Source organism: Mesorhizobium sp. RSR565B (genome assembly GCF_054719465.1).
In genome coordinates this window covers 4544265-4564141 of record NZ_JBTTIE010000001.1, presented here as the reverse complement: position 1 = coordinate 4564141, position 19877 = coordinate 4544265, and the positions used below count along the sequence as shown (strand labels likewise).

17 protein-coding genes and 1 other RNA gene are annotated in these 19877 nt (G+C 63.4%); 2 read left to right on the top strand and 16 right to left on the bottom strand.

Going from position 1 to position 19877, the window contains the following annotated elements; all coding sequences use genetic code 11:
• Position 1: 1 nt before the first annotated feature.
• The 9 genes from ftsW to mraZ are packed head-to-tail and all read right to left on the bottom strand — an operon-like array spanning position 2 to position 10224.
• Positions 2-1153, bottom strand: coding sequence for a putative lipid II flippase FtsW (ftsW, locus tag ACYG9R_RS21875; protein ID WP_023823169.1), 1152 nt, complete (start codon positions 1151-1153; stop codon positions 2-4).
• Entirely contained in the window at positions 1153-2553 is a 1401-nt protein-coding gene (gene murD, locus ACYG9R_RS21870) for a UDP-N-acetylmuramoyl-L-alanine--D-glutamate ligase (protein WP_023823170.1), read from the bottom strand. The genes ftsW and murD overlap by 1 nt, the downstream gene beginning before the upstream one ends.
• 8 nt (positions 2554-2561) lie before the next feature.
• The gene (gene mraY, locus ACYG9R_RS21865; RefSeq protein ID WP_023668273.1) at positions 2562-3644 is read right to left on the bottom strand and encodes a phospho-N-acetylmuramoyl-pentapeptide-transferase; all 1083 of its coding nucleotides are present in this window, start codon (positions 3642-3644) and stop codon (positions 2562-2564) included.
• Between the two features lie 18 nt (positions 3645-3662).
• On the bottom strand, positions 3663-5096 hold the full coding sequence (locus ACYG9R_RS21860; RefSeq protein ID WP_023823171.1) for a UDP-N-acetylmuramoylalanyl-D-glutamyl-2,6-diaminopimelate--D-alanyl-D-alanine ligase: 1434 nt from the start codon (positions 5094-5096) through the stop codon (positions 3663-3665).
• A complete protein-coding gene (locus ACYG9R_RS21855; RefSeq protein ID WP_023823172.1) occupies positions 5093-6547 on the bottom strand; it encodes a UDP-N-acetylmuramoyl-L-alanyl-D-glutamate--2,6-diaminopimelate ligase in 1455 nt (484 codons plus the stop codon). Before ACYG9R_RS21855 ends, ACYG9R_RS21860 begins: the two co-directional genes overlap by 4 nt.
• A gap of 54 nt (positions 6548-6601) precedes the next feature.
• Positions 6602-8326 (bottom strand): peptidoglycan D,D-transpeptidase FtsI family protein, encoded by a 1725-nt coding sequence (locus tag ACYG9R_RS21850; protein WP_023682141.1) that lies wholly within the window; start codon positions 8324-8326, stop codon positions 6602-6604.
• 14 nt (positions 8327-8340) lie between these two features.
• Entirely contained in the window at positions 8341-8733 is a 393-nt protein-coding gene (gene ftsL, locus ACYG9R_RS21845; RefSeq protein ID WP_023823173.1) for a cell division protein FtsL, read from the bottom strand.
• Positions 8734-8737: 4 nt separating this feature from the next.
• Complete coding sequence (gene rsmH, locus ACYG9R_RS21840; RefSeq protein WP_023823174.1) at positions 8738-9754, bottom strand: 16S rRNA (cytosine(1402)-N(4))-methyltransferase RsmH; 1017 nt, start codon at positions 9752-9754, stop codon at positions 8738-8740.
• A complete protein-coding gene (gene mraZ, locus ACYG9R_RS21835; RefSeq protein WP_023823175.1) occupies positions 9751-10224 on the bottom strand; it encodes a division/cell wall cluster transcriptional repressor MraZ in 474 nt (157 codons plus the stop codon). Before mraZ ends, rsmH begins: the two co-directional genes overlap by 4 nt.
• 402 nt (positions 10225-10626) lie before the next feature.
• Here mraZ and ACYG9R_RS21830 point away from each other — a divergent pair, with 402 nt between their 5' ends.
• On the top strand, positions 10627-11742 hold the full coding sequence (locus tag ACYG9R_RS21830) for a cystathionine gamma-lyase (RefSeq protein ID WP_023823176.1): 1116 nt from the start codon (positions 10627-10629) through the stop codon (positions 11740-11742).
• 9 nt (positions 11743-11751) lie between these two features.
• Here ACYG9R_RS21830 and ACYG9R_RS21825 read toward each other — a convergent pair whose 3' ends face one another.
• The 7 genes from ACYG9R_RS21825 to ACYG9R_RS21795 form a co-directional block, all read right to left on the bottom strand.
• Positions 11752-11916 (bottom strand): type II toxin-antitoxin system RelE/ParE family toxin, encoded by a 165-nt coding sequence (locus tag ACYG9R_RS21825; RefSeq protein ID WP_245259999.1) that lies wholly within the window; start codon positions 11914-11916, stop codon positions 11752-11754.
• Between the two features lie 125 nt (positions 11917-12041).
• Entirely contained in the window at positions 12042-12326 is a 285-nt protein-coding gene (locus ACYG9R_RS21820; RefSeq protein ID WP_023735972.1) for a type II toxin-antitoxin system ParD family antitoxin, read from the bottom strand.
• Positions 12327-12506: 180 nt separating this feature from the next.
• An RNA gene (gene rnpB / locus ACYG9R_RS21815) (RNase P RNA component class A) lies at positions 12507-12904 on the bottom strand.
• A gap of 50 nt (positions 12905-12954) precedes the next feature.
• Positions 12955-13659, bottom strand: a complete 705-nt coding sequence (locus ACYG9R_RS21810; protein WP_023729353.1) for a lytic transglycosylase domain-containing protein — start codon at positions 13657-13659, stop codon at positions 12955-12957.
• A 184-nt stretch (positions 13660-13843) separates the two neighbouring features.
• A complete protein-coding gene (locus ACYG9R_RS21805; protein WP_023668262.1) occupies positions 13844-14611 on the bottom strand; it encodes an N-acetylmuramoyl-L-alanine amidase in 768 nt (255 codons plus the stop codon).
• Entirely contained in the window at positions 14608-15327 is a 720-nt protein-coding gene (locus ACYG9R_RS21800) for a J domain-containing protein (protein ID WP_023668261.1), read from the bottom strand. Before ACYG9R_RS21800 ends, ACYG9R_RS21805 begins: the two co-directional genes overlap by 4 nt.
• A 208-nt stretch (positions 15328-15535) precedes the next feature.
• Complete coding sequence (locus ACYG9R_RS21795; RefSeq protein ID WP_023668260.1) at positions 15536-15733, bottom strand: hypothetical protein; 198 nt, start codon at positions 15731-15733, stop codon at positions 15536-15538.
• Positions 15734-15910: 177 nt separating this feature from the next.
• On the opposite strand from ACYG9R_RS21795, the gene ACYG9R_RS21790 reads away from it, so the two are divergent.
• Positions 15911-19870, top strand: a complete 3960-nt coding sequence (locus tag ACYG9R_RS21790) for a hydantoinase B/oxoprolinase family protein (RefSeq protein WP_023823177.1) — start codon at positions 15911-15913, stop codon at positions 19868-19870.
• The last annotated feature ends 7 nt before the right edge of the window (positions 19871-19877 follow it).

Genomic DNA, 19877 nt, shown 5'->3' with positions numbered 1-19877 from the left:
ATCACTCCGCCGGCAGGGCGCGCTGCGACAGGGCAAAGCCCATCTGCTTGCGCTTTTCCGGTCGCTTGCGGGTCAGCGCCAGCACCATGCCCATCGAGATGGCAATGGCGATCTGCGAGGAGCCGCCATAGGAGATGAAAGGCAGCGTCATGCCCTTGGCCGGCATCAGCTGCAGGTTGACGCACATGTTGATGACCGACTGCAGGCCGAACACGGTGACGAGACCGCCGACGGCGTAGCGGGTGAAATCATCATGTTCCTTCAGCGCCGTGCTGAGGCCGCGCAGCACGATGAAGGCGAAGATCGACATGATGAAGAAGCACATGATCAGCCCGAACTCTTCGCCGGCGACCGAAAAGACGAAGTCGGCATGCGCGTCGGGGATGACGCGCTTGACGGTGCCCTCGCCCGGGCCGACGCCGAACCAGTGGCCGTTGATCAGCGCCTCGCGGCCCATGTCGACCTGGAACGTGTCGCCTTCGCCGGTCAGGAATTTGTCGATGCGCGCGGCGACGTGCGGGAACACCGTATAGGCGGCAAACAGGCCGCCGGCGCCGGTGGCGCCAAGCGCGATGATCCATAGCCAGGGCAGGCCGGCCATGAAGAACATGACGCCCCAGGTGCCGGTCACCAGCATGGTCTGGCCGAGATCGGGCTGCGCCACCAGAAGCGAGATGACCAGGATCAGCAGCAGCATGGCAAACAAATTGCCCGGGATGTCGGGCTGGCGCTTGTGTTCGGCGAACAGCCAGGCGCAGACTATGACGAAGGCGGGTTTCAGAAATTCCGACGGCTGGATCGACAGGCCGACAAACGACACCCAGCGCCGCGCGCCTTTCACCTCGACGCCGATATAGAGCACGGCCACCATCAGCACCAGCATGATGCCCAGGATGATCAGCGCCATGCGCCGGATCTGCCGCGATTCCAGGAAGGACACTGCCAGCATCACGCCGAGCGCCGGCACGGTAAAGATGATCTGCCTGGTGGCAAAGTGGAAACTGTCGAGGCCGATGCGTTCGGCCACCGCCGGGCTTGCCGCAAAGGACAAGACGATGCCAAGCCCCATCAGCGACAGGAACGCCGCCAGGAACCAGCGATCGATCGTCCACCACCAGGTTGCAACCGGGCTTTTGTCGAGACGGCTTTGCATTATCGTGCCCCTCCGATGGGTTTCACGCCCTCGATAGCATTCGCAGCTTGCCTGAAGGCTTCGCCGCGAACTTCGAAATTCTTGAACTGGTCGAAACTGGCGCAGGCCGGCGACAGCAGCACCACCGCCTCGCCGCTGTCATCCTTGGCCGCGTCTTTCGCGGCATGGTCGACCGCGGCGGCCAGCGTGCCCGAGATTTCATAGGGCACGGCTTCGCCGAGGGTCGCCGAGAACGCGGGCGCCGCCTCGCCGATCAGATAGGCCTTGGCGATGCGTGGGAAAAAACCGCGCAGCGGCTCGATGCCGCCTTCCTTGGGCAGTCCGCCGGCGATCCAGTAAATGCGCGAAAAACTCGACAGCGCGGGTGCCGCCGCATCGGCATTGGTCGCCTTGGAATCGTTGACAAACAGCACGTGGTCCTTGCGTCCGACCTGCTCCATGCGATGCGCGAGGCCTGGAAAGCTCTCCAGTCCCGCCTGGATCTCGCCCAGGCTCAAGCCGACCCTGAGGCAGGCGGCAACAGCGGCAAGCGCGTTCTGCGCATTGTGCTGGCCGCGCAACGAACCGATGCCTTCGAGGAAGGCGACGCGGCTGTAGCGGCCATGGACGGCTTCCATCAGATCGGAACCGTCTGCGAAATAACCGTCGGTCAGCGGCAGCCGCTTGGAGATGCGGATCACCTCCCGGCCCGCCCTCTCCAGCCGGTCGGCGATCTGCGCGCACCAGGAATCGTCAACGCCGACGATCGCCGTCTCGCTGCCGGCAACCAGCCGCTCCTTGATCGAAGCGTAATGCTGCATGGTGCCGTGGCGGTCGAGATGGTCGGGCGTCAGGTTGAGCAGGATGCCGGCCGTCGGGTTGATCGAGGGCGCGAGATCGATCTGGTAGGACGAACACTCGACGACATAGTCCCGGTCAGCCTGCGGTGGATCGAGCGTCATGATGGCCCGGCCGATATTGCCGCCCATCTGCGTGTCGCGCCCTGCCGATTTGAGGATATGCGCGGTCAGCGCCGTGGTCGTCGACTTGCCGTTGGTGCCGGTGATAGCGATGAACGGCGCATCAGGCGCGCGCGCAATCCGCTCGCGGCAGAACAATTCGATATCGCCGATCACCTCGACGCCGGAGCCACGCGCCAACTCCACCGTCCAGTGCGGCTTGGGATGCGTCAGCGGCACGCCGGGCGAGAGCACGAAGGCCGAGAATTTCGACCAGTCGGCGCCGCGCAGATCGGCGGTCGCAATGCTTTGGCCAGCGGCCTTGGCGACGCTATCGGGATTGTCGTCCCAGGCGAGCACGTCGGCGCCGCCCTCGATCAGCGCGCGCGCCGTGGCGATCCCCGAGCCACCGAGCCCGAAGAGCGAAACGCGTTTGCCCGAAAAGGATGCGGCGGGTATCAAGCGGGTTCCTATCTCAGCTTGAGGGTCGACAGGCCGACCAGCGCCAGGATGACGGCGATGATCCAGAAGCGGATCACCACCTGGCTTTCGGTCCAGCCGAGCTTTTCGAAATGATGATGGATAGGCGCCATCAGGAAGACGCGCTTGCCGGTCATCTTGAAGTAGCCGACCTGGATGATGACCGACAGGATTTCCACGACGAACAATCCGCCGACGATGACCAGCACGATTTCGTGCTTGGTGGCGACCGCGACCGTACCGATCAGGCCACCCATGGCCAGCGAACCGGTGTCGCCCATGAAGATCGCTGCCGGTGGCGCGTTGAACCAGAGGAAGCCGAGGCCGGCGCCGATGACGGCGCCAAGCACGACAGCCAGCTCGCCGGTGCCGGGCACGAAATGAATCTGCAGATATTCGGCGAACACCGCATTGCCGGAGAGGTAGGCGATGACGCCGAAGGATGCCGCCGCGATCATGATCGGCACGATCGCCAGCCCGTCGAGGCCATCGGTCAAATTCACCGCATTGCCGGCGCCGACAATGACGAAGCAGGAGAACGGCACGAAGAACCAGCCGAGATTGATGATGAATTCCTTGGCGAAGGGGAAAGTCAGCGACGATGAGAACGGCGCCTGGCCATTATGCATGATCGCCCAGGCGGCAATGCCGGCGATGACGAATTCCAGCGCCAGCCGCGCCTTGCCGGAAAAGCCGAGATGCGACTGCTTGGTTACCTTGAGATAGTCGTCGTAAAAGCCGATCGAACCGAAGCCCAGCGTCACCAAGAGCACCACCCAGACATAGATCGAGGAGAGGTTCGCCCATAGAAGCGACGAGCCGACGATGCCGCACAGGATCATCAGCCCGCCCATCGTCGGCGTGCCGGCCTTCTTGAAATGCGTCTGCGGGCCATCGGCGCGGATCGGCTGGCCCTTGCCTTGCCGCAGCCTAAGCGAATTGATGATGGTCGGCCCGAAGATGAAGACGATCAGCGCCGAGGTGATCAGCGCACCGCCGGTGCGGAAAGTTATGTAGCGGAAGACATTGAAGACCGAGACCTTGTCCGCAAAATCGACGAGCAATGTAAACATGCGATTCCGTCCCCCGGACTAGTTCTGTTTCGTGCCTGCGGCTTCCGCCGGATATTTGCCGAGCAAGGCCTCGACCAGCTTTGAAAAGCCTATGCCTTTCGACGATTTGATCATGACCACGTCGCCGGCCTTCAGCGTCGACAACAGCAGCGGCTTCAATTCCTCGGCGCCGGCGCGGTATTCCGTTTTGATCTCGTCGGGCAGGATGTCTGCCAGCGCCCGCATTTCCGGGCCGCCGAGAAAGACCGTGTGCGTGCCGGTCCCGACGATCAGTTCGGCCAGGGCTGCATGCAGCTTGGCCGAATGGTCGCCGAGTTCGAGCATGTCGCCGAGCACGGCGATGCGCCGGCCCTCGCCCGTGACAGGCGTCGCATTGAGCAGCGCCATGGCAGCAGCCATCGAGGCCGGATTGGCGTTGTAGCTCTCGTCGATCAGTGTGATCAGTCCCTTGGGATGGCGCAGCACATGGCGCTTGCCACGGCCGCGTTCGGCGGAGAGATCGGCCAGCGCTTCCGCCACCTTTGCGATGTCGGCTTCAACGAGATGCGCCGCGCCAAGAACGGCGAGCACATTCTGTACCATGTGGCGGCCGGGCGCGCCGATCCGGGCAACGACATCCTGCCCGCCGATCCTGGCGGCAATGTCGGAATGATCGGCATGCAGCTCGCATCTGGTGAGTTTGTAGGTCGAGCGGGCGTTCTCACCGAAGCCAAAGACATGTTCGACGCCGGCGGCCCGCGCCATCTTGTCGAGCAGCTTCCAGCGCGCATCGTCGCGGTTGAGCAAGGCCGCACCGCCGGGCTCGATGCCTTCGAAAATCTCGGCCTTGGCCTTGGCGATCTCGTCGAGATTTCTGAAGAAGCCGAGATGCGCGGCGGCAATCATCGTGACGATGGCCACATGTGGCCGGACCATCTTGACCAGCGGCCGGATCTCGCCGGGATGGTTCATGCCGATCTCGAACACCGCATAGTCGCAATCATCCGGCATCCGCGCCAGCGTCAGCGGCACGCCCCAATGATTGTTGAAGGACTGCGCCGAGGCATGCACTGTGCCGACGGTCGACAGCACATGGCGCAGCGCCTCCTTCGTGGTGGTCTTGCCGGCCGATCCGGTCACCGCGATGATTTTTGCGTTGGAACGGGCGCGGGCGGCAACACCGAGTTTCTCCAGTGCTGCCAGCACATCCTGCACGACGATCATCGGCGCCGTCAGCCGCCCGAGCGACGGCAATTTGACTTCGGCGACGACCAGAACGCCGGCGCCGGCCTTGATCGCCGCGGTCGTGAAGTCATGGCCGTCCATCGCCTCGCCCTTGATGGCGAAGAAGGCGTCGCCCGGCTGCAGGCTGCGGCTGTCGATTGAGATCCCCGAAATTCCCTCCGGCATCGGCCCGAGCGGCCGACCGCCCATGGCGTCGACCAGCGCCTCGGAAGTCCAGAGCACGCTCATGCGGCCCGCTCCCGCAGCGCCGAGCGGACTTCCTCGTGGTCGGAGAAGGGAAACGTCTCGGCGCCGATGGTCTGGCCCTCTTCATGGCCCTTCCCGGCAACGATCAGCGTATCGCCCGCTTTGAGCATGGCGACCGCTTCGTGGATCGCCTTGCGGCGGTCGCCGATTTCAATCGCGCGGGGCGCGGCTGCCAGGATCGCGGCACGGATCGTTTCCGGCACTTCCGAGCGCGGATTGTCGTCGGTGACGATGACGACATCGGCCAGCCGCGTGGCGATTTCGCCCATGATCGGCCGCTTGCCCCGGTCGCGGTCGCCGCCGCAGCCGAACACGACGATGACGCGACCGGTGGTGAACGGGCGCACGGCGGCCAGCACATTTTCCAGCGCATCCGGCTTGTGGGCATAGTCGACATAGACGGGCGCGCCATTGGCGGTGGCGCCGACAAGGTCGAGCCGTCCCGGTGCCCCCTGAAGTTTCTCCAATGCCATCAAAGCTTTGGCGACCGGCGTTCCAGTGGAAATGGCCAGCCCGGCCGAAACCAGGGCATTGGCGATCTGGAAGTCACCTGCGAGCGGCAGGTCGATCTCGTAGAGCACGCCGTCGGCTTCGACCTCGGCGCGCTGGCGGTGGCGCTCGTGCTCGACCCGCTTCAGGCGCAGGAAATCGCCATGGCGGCCGACCGTCAGCACATTGAGCCCCGCGGCCTGCGCAGCCTGGATGGTCGGCGCCGACCACGGATCGTCGGCAAAGATGACCGCCGGCGCGCCTTTCGGCAGCAGCGTGTCGAACAGGCGCAATTTGGCGCGATGGTAGTCCTCGACCGTCGGATGATAGTCCATATGGTCGCGGCCGAGATTGGTGAAACCGCCCGCGGCGAGCTTGACGCCATCGAGACGGCGCTGGTCGAGACCATGGCTGGAAGCCTCCATCGAGGCGTGTGTGACGCCGGCCTCCGCCAATTCCTTGAGCAACTGGTGCAAAGCCACCGGATCGGGCGTGGTCAGCGAACCGTAGTCGTTGCGGCCCGGCGCCACCACGCCGGTGGTGCCAATGGACGCGGCGGCAAAGCCGGCCTGCTCCCAGATCTGCCTGGTGAAGGCGGCGACCGAGGTCTTGCCTGCGGTGCCGGTAACCGCGACCATGGTCTCCGGCTGGCTGCCGAAGAAACGTGCCGCGCTCAGCGCCAGCGCCAGGCGTGGGTCGTCGACGCTGAGCACCGGGACGGACAGGCCGGAAACGGCGCTGGCGTTGCCAACGACAACCGCCGCTGCGCCGCGCTTTGCCGCATCGGCGGCATAGGCCGAACCATCCGCCTTGCTGCCGGCGAGCGCGAAAAAGACCACGCCGGTCTTGACCGTGCGGGAATCCGACGAAATCCCGGTTACCTCCACATCGCGGGAAGATGTTCCCTCGACAGGCAGGATACCGGCTAAATCTCTCAGGTGCATCGAACCCCGTTTATCTCAACAAAATGGCGCGCAGTTGCCGGCGCGCCCTAAGAATCACTGATAGGAAACCAGCGTTGCGCCATTTTCATGGCTGAAATCTGGCTTCACGCCAAGCATGGCGGCTGCCCGCCTGATGATGTTTCCGGCCATGACACCCGCATTGTTGGCGGCAACGTCGGTCATCCCGGGCTTTTCCGGGTGCGGAGCGTCAGCGATCGTAAACACCAGATATTGCGGATCGTCCATCGGGAAGGCAGCGACGAAGGTGTTGAAATTCAGTTCCTTCGAGTAGCGGCCATTGATCACCTTCTCGGCGGTTCCGGTCTTGCCGCCAACGCGGTAGCCGGGGGCCCTGGCGTTTCTGGCCGAGCCTTTCTCGGCATTGAGCGTGTAGAGGTAGCGCATGCCCTCCACAGTCTTTTCGCTGACCACTCTCTTGGCCACCGCCATGGCATCCTGCTCGCTGCGGACCAGGAAAGTCGGCGGGATCAAATAGCCCTGCATCAGCGCCGCGCAGCCGACGGCCGCCTGCAGCGGCGTCGTCGACACGCCATGGCCGAAGGCGATGGTGAAGGAGTTGACCTGCTTCCAGACCTTCGGTTCGGTCGGGCGGGCGACTTCAGGCAGTTCGGTCTGCATCCTGTCCAGAAGGCCAAGGCGATGCAGGAATTCGCGGTGCCCCTCGATGCCGACCATTTCGGCCTCACGGGCCGATCCGATATTGGAGGAGTAAAGGAACACCTCCGGCAATGACAGCACGCGGTTCTTGCCATGGAAATCGTGGATGGCCTGATGGCCGACCCGGATTGGGTGCGAGGCGTCGAAACGGCTGTTCATGTTCGCCTTGCCGGAATCGAGCGCCATGGCCGAGGTGAAGCTCTTGAAGGTCGAGCCCATCTCGTAGAGGCCGGCCGACATGCGGTTCAGCCGATCCTTGTCCTGCGCATTGAAGGGATTGTTCGGATCGAAATCCGGCACCGAGGCCATCGCCACCACTTCGCCGGTCTTGATGTTGAGCACGACGGCGCCGGCGCCCATGGCCCGATAGCGCTCGAGGCCGGCGGCAATCTCGTCGCGCACCACATGCTGGACGCGCAAGTCGATCGACAGCTGAACCGGCTTCAGATCCTTGGCGATCGCAAGGCCTGAGGCCTGCAGGTCGCTTAAGCCCTGCTCGTCAATGTATTTCTCCATGCCGGAGATGCCCTGATTGTCGATGTTGGTGAGGCCGACAATGTAGGACGAGGTCACGCCGGCCGGATAGAAGCGGCGCTTTTCGGTGCGAAAGCCGATTCCGGGAATGCCGAGCTGCATGATGTCGGCCTGCTGCTTGGGCGTCAGCTGCCGCTGCAGCCAGACGAAGCCGGCGCCGCTCTTCAGCTTGTGATAGGTCTGCTCGGGGTCGATGTCGGGCAGAATGGTCGACAGCTTTTCGATCGCCTCGTCGGCATCGACGATGCGGCGCGGCTCGGCAAACAGCGATGCCGTCTTGATGTCGGTCGCCAGCACCTCGCCGTTGCGGTCGACGATGTCGGGACGCGACGCCGTCACCCGGCTTTGCGGCCCATTCGACATGTCGGGGGACTGGAAACCGAGATAGACCAGCCGCCCGGCGATGGTCGAATAGATGCCGAAGAACACCGCCATCGTCATCACGATGCGGGTCTTGGCCTTGCCGCCGGTCGCCTTGCGCGCGCCTTCGACCACGATGGAGCCGTCCTCGCCGGTCCGTGCGCGGCGCTTCAGCAATTTGCCGACCGACGGAAGTTTGGCGCGCATTGGAAATCCAGCGATCATTGGACGATGGCTCCGGTGACCACGGGATCCTTGTCGGCTGGTCCTTTGCCGGAATTGTCGGCCATGCCGCCAAGCCGTTGCGACGACAGGTCCTCGATGTTGAGCGGTTTTGCCGGCAGGTCGTCGAGCCCGACGATCTGCCGCGCATTGACCGGCTCGAGTGCGAGCTGCGATTTGTAGATTTCAGCCAGCTTCTGCAGGCGCGACGGCTGGGTCAGCAGGCTCCAGTCGGCCTTGAGCAGGTCGATCGTGTCCTCCTCATAGCGGATCTGCGCCTCGATCTTCTGCACCGAAGCCAGCTGTTCCTCGGCCTCGCGCTTGGCCTTGTAGGTCAGGGCCGCGGCCAAGACCATGACGGCGATCAGGACTATGTCGCTGGTTCGAAACACGTATTCACCTCTCTCGCGGCGCCTGGATGCCGGGAAGCTTTGGAAGGCCGAAAATGGTGAGATCACCGGCGCGCGCCGGCGCCTCGGTGCGGATGGCGGTACGCAGCCTGGCCGAGCGCGCCCGCGGATTGGCAGCGACCTCGGCATCGCCTGCCGTCACGCCGCCACCAGCCTTGCGGAAGGTCGCAGTGCGCGCGTGCGCCTCGGGCAAATGACGTGAGCCGGTGGCGACGTCGGCGCGGTCGGCGATGAAGCGCTTGACGATGCGGTCTTCCAGCGAATGGAACGTCACCACCGCAAGCCGCCCGCCGGGCTTCAATACCCGCTCGGATGCCATTAGGGCTTTGGCCAATTCGCCCAGCTCGTCATTGACAAGAATGCGCAGCGCCTGGAAGACGCGGGTGGCCGGATGAATCTTGTCCTTCGGCGCGCGGCCGATATGCGTTTCGATGGCGTCGGCGAGATCGAGCGTGCGCTCGAACGGACGTTTTTCGCGGCGTGACTCGATCATGCGGGCAATGCGGCCGGCATTCCGCTCTTCGCCGAGGAAGCCGAAGATGCGGGCAAGGTCGCCTATCTTGAACGAATTGACGACGTCGGCAGCACTCAAGCCCGCCTGCGCCATGCGCATGTCGAGCGGCCCGTCGGTGCGGAACGAAAAGCCGCGCTCGGGCTGGTCGACCTGCATGGAGGAAATGCCGATGTCGAGGACAACGCCGTCGGCGCTTTCGACCTGCTCGTCCAGCGTCGAAAATGGCGCCTGCACCAGCCTTAGCCTGCCGCCGGATTGCTGTTCCAGGCCGCGCCCGGCGGCAATCGCATCGGGATCGCGATCGATCGCCACCACCGAGGCGCCGCTCGCCAGGATCGCCTTGGTGTAGCCGCCGGCGCCAAACGTGCCGTCGACGATCACATCGCCGGCTTTGGGTGAGAGCGCCTCCAGCACTTCGGCGAGGAGGACCGGAATGTGGCGGACCGGTCCGCCAACGGCGCTAAGATCATCGCCGTGATCCGCCATCATTCCGGCCGCTCCCCAGCCTTGGCCTCGTGAGCCTTCGTCCCCTGCCGAAGCTGCAAAAGCCGAGCGCGCGCCTGCGCCCCATAGGCGGCCAGCCGTCCAGGCTCCCAAACTTGAAAGAAATTGCCACGGCCGACAAAGGCCACTTCGCTCGTGATGCCCGTATGCTCGCGAATGAAATCGCTCATCGTGATGCGGCCATCCTGATCGAGCTTCAGGAACGTCCCGTCGCCATGGCAGAAGAACGACATATCGTCCGCCGTCTGCAAAAAAAGGTCTTCCAGCGCGATGCGCTGCTCGTAGCGGTCGAGCAGATCGAGCCCGCCGACATCCATCGCAGGCACGTCCAGGCCGCGCAGCGCATAGAGTTCCGAATAGCCGCGCTTCTGCACGACCGCGCGGAAATGCGCCGGAACGGAGACCCGCCCCTTCGCATCGATCCTGTTCACCGCGCTTGACAGAAACCGGTCCATGACACGCTGCAGCCGCTTCCGCCGCCGCACCCCTCTCCATGTATTCGTCCGCGCCGAAGCGCGTCCCCTGCCGAAAATCCGCTTCGCTCCCAGCGGCAAAACGCCGCAAACGCACAGCCGCCGCGGCTGCCCGATTGGCGTACGCTTTACCCTGACGCGGAACGAAGGCTTTGGTATCGAAATGGGATATCATGGGGCACTATGGGCGTCAACGGGAACAGGCTTCACAAACGCGCGCGCCACAACCGGTGAAAGCAGCTCTGACAACACTCCCGTCTTTATCTCCCATTAAGCCTAACGAACCGTTTAGAGCGGGCTGGCCCAAGCGGAAGCGGCTTGCCGCGCATCACTGCCGCGAATAGCGTCGTCAGTCTTTTCGCTGAGCAACAAGGTCAGAAATCCATGTCCGAAACAGCCAGGTCCCGCGCGGCCTCCCTTGCCCATCTGCGTCGCGACGGACTTGTCAAAGGCGACCCCATCCCATTGCCGCTGACCATGGCCGCTATTTTCCACAACCCGGGCGACGGCGCCGGCTACAGTCAGTACGGCCGTTACAGCAACGCCACCTGGGATGCGGTCGAGCACATGCTGGCGCATCTGGAAGACGCGCCATGCGTCGGCTTCCCCTCAGGAATGGCGGCAATCTCGGCGGTGTTTTTCGGCCTGTTGAAATCCGGCGACCGCGTGCTTTTGCCTTCGGACGGCTACCATGCCACACGCGCGCTGGCCGAACGTTTCCTCAAGCCCTTCGGCGTCGCCTATGATCTGCGGCCGACAGCTACATTCCTCGACGGCGGCTTCGACGGCTACCGCCTTGTCTACGTTGAAACCCCGTCAAATCCGCGATTGGACATTTGCGACATCACAGCCGTCACCGAGGCCGCGCACCAAGCGGGCGCGATCGTCGTCGTCGACAACACCACGATGACGCCGTTCGGCCAGCGTCCGCTCGATCTCGGCGCCGACATCATCGTTGCTGCCGACACCAAGGCGGCCAACGGGCATTCCGACGTGCTGTTCGGCCATGTCGCCAGCCGCAATCCAGATATCATCGCGGCCGTCACCGGCTGGCGCGAGACCGCGGGCGGCATTCCCGGCCCGTTCGAGGCTTGGCTGGTGCATCGCGGCCTGGAGACGCTGGGCGTACGCTTCGACCGCATGTGTTCTTCTGCCGAGGTGATCGTGAAGCGCCTGAAAGACCATCGCGCCGTTAGCGGCTTGCGCTACCCCGGGCTGGAGGGCGACCCGTCGCACAACCTCGCCCGGGCGCAGATGGAGCGCTTCGGCTTCCTCGTGTCCTTCGAACTCCTCTCCCAGGAAAAGGCCGAGGATTTCATCAACAACTGCACGCTGATGCAGGCGGCAACGTCGTTCGGGGGTGTCCACACCTCCGCCGAGCGGCGGGCCAAGCGAGGAGATTCGGTTCCGCCCGGCTTCGTGCGCCTGTCGGTGGGCTGCGAGCCGGTGGAAGAACTCTGGCAGGCGATCGAGGCATCGCTGGACAAGATCGGCGTCTGAACTGGTGGATTAGGTCACCAAGTCGTCGGCGCCAATATCGCGCCTGCCGTGCAAAACGCGGACGATCTCGATCGCGTCTTCGCCCATGCGATACAGAGTGACATATTCGCCGACGATCAGATGACGAATGCCGGGCGCGATATCATCGCGCGGCGCACCTGAGAACGGGTGCAAGGTGAGCAGTGTCTAGCGCCTCTCCAAAGCGTCCACAAGGCGCATGGCTCCCTTTGGGCTATGTTCCGCAATGTAGTCACCGATGCCTTCGACATCTGATATCGCCTGAGGAAGCAGCCGATATTTCACTCTTCCGAGCCTGCAGCTTCCGACATCCTCTGATATTTGGCTCGCAGCCGGTCCATGAAGGGCTGGCCGTCCACCGCCGGTCCGCTGTCGATCCCCTCCTGAATCAGCCTGCGCAATTCCTCGACCGTGTAGCCGAGAAGATCGCGGCGGTCTTTCCATTGCCGCAGCGCATCACGGATGACTTCGCTGGCCGAGGCATATTCGCCGGCGGCCACGACATCGTCGACCGCCGCCGCCAGTTCCGGCGAAAGCGTGATGCTGCGTTTGTCGACGTGACCTATGATGCGCTCCTGATCAAACCATGACAATCATGGTACGATTAAATCGTACCAGCTTCAAGGATGCGTTTGTCTCGACCCCAGCATGCGTACTTGATTCAATCGCTCAAGCACCTGAATCGCCAGCTGCGCCCGAAGGCGCAGACTGCTGATCCAAAGGATTAGTCGCGATATGGGGGAGAAATTGCCAGCTGGCCTGTAAGCCGGGTTTTGTATGGCCCTCGCCCCTTTCGGGGCGAGAACGTGGCGGCCATTCATCTTGGGCGCATGTTGCCATGCGCCTCACGCAACCTACCCGGACGGTGAGCCGGAAACAGCCCTCGAAGGTTTCCCCTCGCACCGTCCCTATTCGGTCTTGCTCCCGGTGGGGTTTACCGTGCCGCTCCTGTTGCCAGTCGCGCGGTGGGCTCTTACCCCACCCTTTCACCCTTGCCCCGATAAATCGTGGCGGTTTGCTTTCTGTGGCACTTTCCCTGGGGTCGCCCCCGCCGGCCATTAACCGGCACCGTGTCTCCATGGAGCCCGGACTTTCCTCACCCGCAGCCTTTCGGCTTTGCGGGTGCGGCCGCCCGGCCAGCTGGCAGAGCGTATAAAGGGGTTCACGTTCCAAAACGCAAATGAAAAAGCAGACTTATGCCGGCGATCCCAATGCCGCCAACTGCACCTTGACCTTGCCGCAATAGGCCGCCGACACCGGGTTCATCCGCGTCGCGGCATGGCCGGCATTGTATTTCAGGATCGTGCCGCAGGTGGTGCCGCCGCCGAGATTGCGCGCCATGGCAAGGTACTTCATGCCGTATTTGATGTTGGTGTCGGGATCGAACAGACCCTTGGCCGAGCCGCTATACCCCATCATCCGCGCCGTTGCCGGCTTGATCTGCATCAGGCCGATTTCACCCGCGCTGCCGACGATGTTCGGCCGGTAGTTGCTCTCGATCTTAATGACCGCCTGGGCCAGCGACACCGGCACGCCTTCGGCCGCAGCATAGCGGGCAATGATTGCCGAATACTGGCCGCCAAGCGCGGCTGCCGCAGTCGACTCCGCAGCGGTGCTTGGGCGGATCGATGCGGTCGTCGTCAGGTCGACGCTCTTCCTGTTGCGCTTAAAATGCCTCTTGGCCGTGGCTTTTCTGGCCTTCACCACGGCTGCTTTGCGCACTTTCGCGGTGGTTGCCCTTTTTGCTTTCGGGTTTGCCTTCGTCATGGTGGCCTTGGCGGGTGCGGCGATGAAGCCCTGGTCTGCCCTCTGGCTCACTGGTGCGGCATCGGCCGTGCTGAAGGCAAAAGTCATTACTCCGGCAGCAATAGCTGCCGTTACAACGGTCAATTTCTGCATGTGGTCCTGTTCTGTTTGGCCGCGCGAAGATCTTCACGCAGCAACGCCTAATCAATATCGGAGCATCCGGGGGGCTGGAGGTCCGATAACTTGCACGAACTGCCTTTGAGGGCGGAATTTGTGTCGAACAAGGCGAGGCAATTCACTTTCAGTGACAGGCTGTAACTTGGATATCAGGAAAAGATTATTTAGACGCAACTGACCTAAGGGAAGTCAGCAGGCTTTGCAGCGTGCTAGACGTAGAGCCGTCGGCGACGCCATCCACCAGGCGTGGTCGGAAATGCCGCTGAAAAGCTTCGACGACGATTTCGGTCTGGCGGTCGAAGACACCTGATATCTCGACGCCATAGCCATAGAGCGCCAGCATCGACTGCAGTGCCTCGACCTCGGCGCCGGTATCGCCGGCTTTCAGCACCGCGCCGCGCCGGACCGGCGCCGCAGGCACGAGATGGCCGACCCCGGCCGCAAACAGCGCCTTCCAGGGGAATTTCTCGCCCGGGTCGATCTTGCGCCCCGGCGCGATGTCGGAATGGGCAAGCACCCTTTGCGCCGTAATGGAATGGCGTTCGATGACACCAAGGCAAAGACCGATCACCGCTTCCACCTGCCGCTTGGGAAAGGCCGAATAGCCGAGCGAATGGCCGGGATTGACGATTTCGATGCCGACCGAACAGGAGTTGATGTCGCGACGACCGAACCAGGAACTTGCACCGGCGTGCCAGGCGCGGTCGCTTTCGCGCACCATCTGGATGATGCGACCGTTCTCATGGACGAGGTAGTGGGACGAGACTTCGCTTGCGGGGTCGCACAGCCAGGCTTCCGCGGCAGCACCCGTCGCCATGCCGGTATAGTGCAGCACGATCATGTCGGGCCTGAGCGTTTCGCGCCGCGGGCCGAAATTCGGCGATACCCTGACCTCCGCGCTTGGCTCGTCGGGCGAGAAGCCGGTCATGCGTGCCTGAGGCCCCGCTCGATCATTTCATAGGCCGCGTTGATCGCCGCGACTCTGGTCGTTGCAATCTTGATGAATTCCTGCGGCAGGCCGCGCGCGATCAGCCGGTCCGGATGATTGTCGGAGACCAGCTTGCGGTACCGCTTCCTGACCTCCTCGAACGGCTTGCCGCGCTCAATGCCGAGCACGATATAGGGATCGCCGGCCCCGAGATTGACGTGCCTGGCCATAATGGCCTCGTAGTGCACCTCGTCGATGCGGAAAATCTCGGCAATACGGTGCAGGAAAATCCCTTCGCGCTCATGCACCAGCCCGTCCGCCTTGGCGATATGGAACAGACCGTCGAGTATGTCTTCCAGCATGACGCAGTTCGAATGGCCCGAGCCGCACATCTGCGCCATACTCTCGGCATAGGTCTCGAACCCGGCGACGTCGCGCTTGGCCAGATCGTAAAGCCGCGCCACATTGCGGGTCTGTTCTCGCGGCACCTCGAATATTTCCTGGAACGCGCGAACCTCGTCCTGGGTGACGATGCCATCGGCCTTGGCCATCTTGGCTGACAGCGCAATCATCGCCACAGAGAAGGCGACACGCCGGCGCAGATCAGCGTCACCGGAGAAAACCGTGCGCACGGCCTCGACCACATCGGCTACGCCGGACGTGGCTGAAGATGAAACGCGGGTGATGAAGTCGCCGAGGCGATCCCAAATCGACATGAGCGCTTATTAGGGCCGCCGGCCATTGCTATCAAGCCAAGACAGCGCCGCAGAGTGGATCGATTTACGCAAGCAACCGACGCGCCAGATCCCAAACCGTAGGAAAGAGCCGGTTCAAGGCCCTTGAGCCCCCGAATCGCCTAAACGCAGGAAGGCCGGCGCGAAGCCGGCCTCCTCTCTCGTCACGTCAAAGTGACCGAGACTGCTGCTACTGCGCGGGGGCAGGAGCAGGTGTTGCCGGAGCCGGTTCTGCAGGCTTCGGTGCATCCGGCGTCGCCGGCTTCATGGGCTCGGCGGCTGGCGGATTGGTGCTCTGGGTGGTGGTGTTATCCGTACCGCTGTCGCTGCAGGCGGCAACGCCGAACAGGGCCAGGGCGGAAACGGAAGCAAGAATCAGCTTTTTCATGACATCTCTCCTTCAACACACGCTCACGTTGCGGTGAACGGTCGAAGGCAAAATGCATCAAACGGTCATGAGTTTCGTAACGTTGCGTTTCCTGATGTAACATCCGCGCACTACCGATTGCGGGCCGGGCGATGCCGAACTAACAGTCTGGACCCAAATGCAATGCCGGAGTTCTGCGTGGACAAGAAATGGGATTTTTGGATCGACCGCGGCGGCACCTTCACCGACGTGATCGGACGTGATCCGCAAGGCGGTTTGCATCCCAGGAAATTCCTGTCGGAAAATCCCGAAGCCTATCCCGATGCGGCCCTAGCCGGCATCCGCGAGCTTTTGGGGCTGAAATCCGGCACCGCTATTCCTCCGGGCCTGGTCGGTGACGTCAAGATGGGTACCACCGTTGCCACGAATGCGCTGCTGGAGCGCAAGGGCGACCGTGTGCTTTTGCTCATCACCAAGGGCTTTCGCGATGCGCTGAAGATCGCCTATCAGGCCCGGCCGGACATCTTCGCCAAGGAGATCATCCTTCCGGAACAGCTCTACGAGCGGGTCATCGAGATCGACGAACGCGTGCGCGCCAATGGCGAGGTCGAGCGCTTGCTCGACATCGCCGCCTGCCGCCCCGCCATCGAACAGGCGAAGGCTGACGGCATCGATGCGGTGGCCATCGTCTTCATGCATGCCTGGAAATATCCCGACCACGAGAAGGCGGTGGCGAAAGTCTGCCGCAAGATCGGGTTCAGCCAAGTCTCGGTCAGCCATGAGGTCTCGCCGCTGATCAAGCTGGTCGGCCGCGGCGACACCACCGTGGTCGATGCTTATCTGTCGCCGATCCTGTCGCGCTATGTGCAAAGGGTGGCGGGAGAACTGGGCGCGATGCCAATCTCCCCACTTGTGGAGGGTGAGGAGCGGTCGGCCAAAGGCCGAGAAAAAGCCGACGATTTGGCTTTTTCAGCGACGAACGCCCGGAGCCATAGCGAAGGGCAGTCGGCAAAGCCGACAGAGGGGGTTCTCTCAGGAGGCACCACCAAAGCGTCGAGCACTGCCGCGGCGACCCCACCCGGCGGCTCCGCCGCCACCCTCCCCTCGAGGGGGAGGGAAAACCCTCGCCTGATGTTCATGATGTCGTCGGGCGGGCTCACCGCCGCCGACATGTTTCAGGGCAAGGACGCGCTGCTGTCCGGCCCGGCCGGCGGTGTCGTCGGCATGGTCGAAACGGCGAAACTCGCCGGTTTCGAGAAAGTCATCGGCTTCGACATGGGCGGCACCTCCACCGATGTCGCCCATTTTGACGGCGAGTATGAGCGCGCTTTCGACACCGAGGTTGCCGGCGTGCGCATCCGTGCGCCGATGATGCGCATCCATACCGTCGCTGCCGGCGGCGGCTCGATCCTGCATTACGAAGCCGGCCGCTTCCGCGCCGGGCCGGATTCCGCCGGCGCCAATCCCGGCCCCGCCGCCTACCGGCGCGGCGGCCCGCTTGCCGTCACCGACGCCAATGTCATGCTGGGCAAGCTGCAGCCCGATTTCTTCCCGGCGATTTTCGGACCCGGCCAGGACCAGCCGCTGGACGTCGCCGCCGTGCGTAAAAAATTCGCTGCGCTCGCCGCCGAAATCGGCGACGGCCGCACGCCGGAAGCCGTCGCCGAAGGCTTCGTTACCATCGCGGTGGAAAACATGGCCAATGCCATCAAGAAGATCTCCGTGCAGCGCGGCTACGACGTCACCGAATATCTCTTGAACTGTTTTGGCGGCGCCGGCGGCCAGCATGCCTGCCTGGTTGCCGACGCGCTCGGCATGGAGGCGGTACTGATCCACCCCTTTTCCGGTCTGCTCTCAGCCTATGGTATCGGGCTGTCGTCGGTTTTCGCGTCGCGCCAGCAGGCACTCCTGAAGCCGCTTGCCGAAGAATCCAGGACCGAGATCGCCAGCCTCATCGGCACGTTGAAAAAAGCCGTCATCGCCGAATTGGCAGCGCAAGGCATTGCGCAGGACAAGGTTGCCGCAAAGCCGGTGCTGCACATCCGCTATGACGGCACCGACACCACGCTGCCGGTGAATTTTGAGCAGGACTCGATCTTCCAGGCCAGGCGCGATTTCGAGATCGCCCACAAGGCGCAGTTCGGTTTCGTCTATGACGACAAGCCGATGATCGTCGAGACGCTCAGTGTCGAAGGCAGCGAAATCGCCGAGACCAGGGCCGAGGCCGTTGCGCCGGCCGGACCGGCACGGGTTGAAGCCGGCGCTTCCGGAACGCGGCGCATCTACACCGAGGGCCGGTGGCACGAAGCCGGCATCCATCGTCGCGAAAATCTGCGCCCATCCAACCTGGTCGCAGGCCCCGCTTTGATCATCGAGCCGAACCAGACCATCGTCGTCGAGCCGGGCTGGCGGGCCGAAATCACCAACCTCAATCACGTCGTCATCCGCCGCACCGAACGGAAAGTGCGCACGGCTGCCCTCGGCACCGAAGCCGATCCGGTGATGCTGGAGGTCTTCAACAACCTCTTCATGTCGATCGCCGAGCAGATGGGCGTCACGCTGCAGAACACCGCCTATTCCGTCAACATCAAGGAAAGGCTGGACTTTTCCTGCGCCGTCTTCGACCGTCATGGAGCGCTGGTCGCCAACGCGCCGCACATGCCGGTGCATCTCGGCTCCATGGACCGCTCGGTCGAAACCATCATCCGGCTGAACTCCGGCGACATCCATCCCGGCGACGTCTTTGCGCTGAACGCCCCCTACAATGGCGGCACGCATTTGCCTGATATCACCGTGGTGACGCCGGTGTTTTCCCTCCCCCTTGAGGGGAGGGTGGCCGCGCAGCGGCCGGGTGGGGTCCTCTCAGAAGGCACCACAAGAGCGTCGAGCACTGCCGCAACAACCCCCTCCGGCGGCTCCGCCGCCACCTCCCCCTCAAGGGGGGAGGAAGTAATCTTCTACGTAGCCTCACGCGGCCATCACGCCGATATTGGCGGCACCGCGCCCGGCTCGATGACGCCGCTCGCCACCACTGTCGATGAGGAAGGCGTGCTATTTGACAATTTCCGCGTCGTCGATCGCGGAAAATTCCGCGAGGCGGAGCTGCAGACGCTGCTCACCGACCATCCCTACCCCGCCCGCAACCCGCATCAGAACATCGCCGACCTAAAGGCGCAGATCGCCGCCAATGAAAAGGGCGTGGCCGAACTGCGCAAGATGGTCGGCCATTTCGGCCTCGATGTCGTCGAAGCCTATATGGGCCATGTCCAGGACAACGCCGCCGAAAGCGTGCGCCGCGTGCTGGAGCGGCTGCCCGATAGTTCCGAGTACGAATACCCGACCGACACCGGCCAGGTGATCAAGGTGAAGATTACCGTCGATCGGCAAAAGCGCGAGGCGACCGTGGACTTCACCGGCACCTCGAAGGTCGAGAAGAACAATTTCAACGCGCCCGAGCCCGTCGCCCGCGCCGCCGTGCTCTATGCCTTCCGTGTCATGGTCGAGGACATGATCCCGATGAATGCCGGCTGCCTGCGGCCGATCAACATCATCATCCCCGACGGCTCGATGCTGAAGCCCGCCTACCCCGCCGCCGTCGTCGCCGGCAATGTCGAGACCTCGCAGCATGTCACAAACGCCCTGTTCGGCGCCATGGGTGCCATGGCCAACGCGCAAGGCACGATGAACAACCTGACCTTCGGCAACAAGCAGTACCAGTATTACGAGACCATCTGCTCCGGTTCGCCGGCAGGCCGGATGAACTCCGGCCGCGGCTTTGCCGGCACATCCGGCGTCCACACCCACATGACCAATTCGCGCCTCACCGATCCGGAGGTGCTGGAACTGCGCTTTCCCGTCATGCTCGAGGATTTCCACATCCGCGAAGGCTCCGGCGGCAAAGGCAAATGGGATGCCGGTGACGGCACCAGGCGGACGATCCGTTTCCTCGAAAAGATGGAATGCGCCATCCTGTCCTCGCACCGCAACCGCCCGCCGCAAGGCCTCGACGGCGGCGGTGACGGCGAGGTCGGCTCGACCAAGGTCCGCCGCCAGGACGGCAGCGTCGAGACGCTGAAGGCCTGCGACCAGACCGTGCTCGACGCCGGCGACGCCGTCATCCTGACGACGCCGACACCCGGGGGATTTGGCAAGGCCTGAACTCGCG

Coding starts and splice junctions, on each gene's coding strand:
- ftsW (WP_023823169.1), bottom strand. CDS start 1,153: ATGCAAAGCCGTCTCGACAAAAGCCCGGTTGCAACCTGGTGGTGGACG.
- mraY (WP_023668273.1), bottom strand. CDS start 3,644: ATGTTTACATTGCTCGTCGATTTTGCGGACAAGGTCTCGGTCTTCAAT.
- ACYG9R_RS21860 (WP_023823171.1), bottom strand. CDS start 5,096: ATGAGCGTGCTCTGGACTTCCGAGGCGCTGGTCGACGCCATGGGCGGT.
- ACYG9R_RS21855 (WP_023823172.1), bottom strand. CDS start 6,547: ATGCACCTGAGAGATTTAGCCGGTATCCTGCCTGTCGAGGGAACATCT.
- ACYG9R_RS21850 (WP_023682141.1), bottom strand. CDS start 8,326: ATGCGCGCCAAACTTCCGTCGGTCGGCAAATTGCTGAAGCGCCGCGCA.
- rsmH (WP_023823174.1), bottom strand. CDS start 9,754: ATGATGGCGGATCACGGCGATGATCTTAGCGCCGTTGGCGGACCGGTC.
- mraZ (WP_023823175.1), bottom strand. CDS start 10,224: ATGGACCGGTTTCTGTCAAGCGCGGTGAACAGGATCGATGCGAAGGGG.
- ACYG9R_RS21830 (WP_023823176.1), top strand. CDS start 10,627: ATGTCCGAAACAGCCAGGTCCCGCGCGGCCTCCCTTGCCCATCTGCGT.
- ACYG9R_RS21810 (WP_023729353.1), bottom strand. CDS start 13,659: ATGCAGAAATTGACCGTTGTAACGGCAGCTATTGCTGCCGGAGTAATG.
- ACYG9R_RS21805 (WP_023668262.1), bottom strand. CDS start 14,611: ATGACCGGCTTCTCGCCCGACGAGCCAAGCGCGGAGGTCAGGGTATCG.
- ACYG9R_RS21800 (WP_023668261.1), bottom strand. CDS start 15,327: ATGTCGATTTGGGATCGCCTCGGCGACTTCATCACCCGCGTTTCATCT.
- ACYG9R_RS21795 (WP_023668260.1), bottom strand. CDS start 15,733: ATGAAAAAGCTGATTCTTGCTTCCGTTTCCGCCCTGGCCCTGTTCGGC.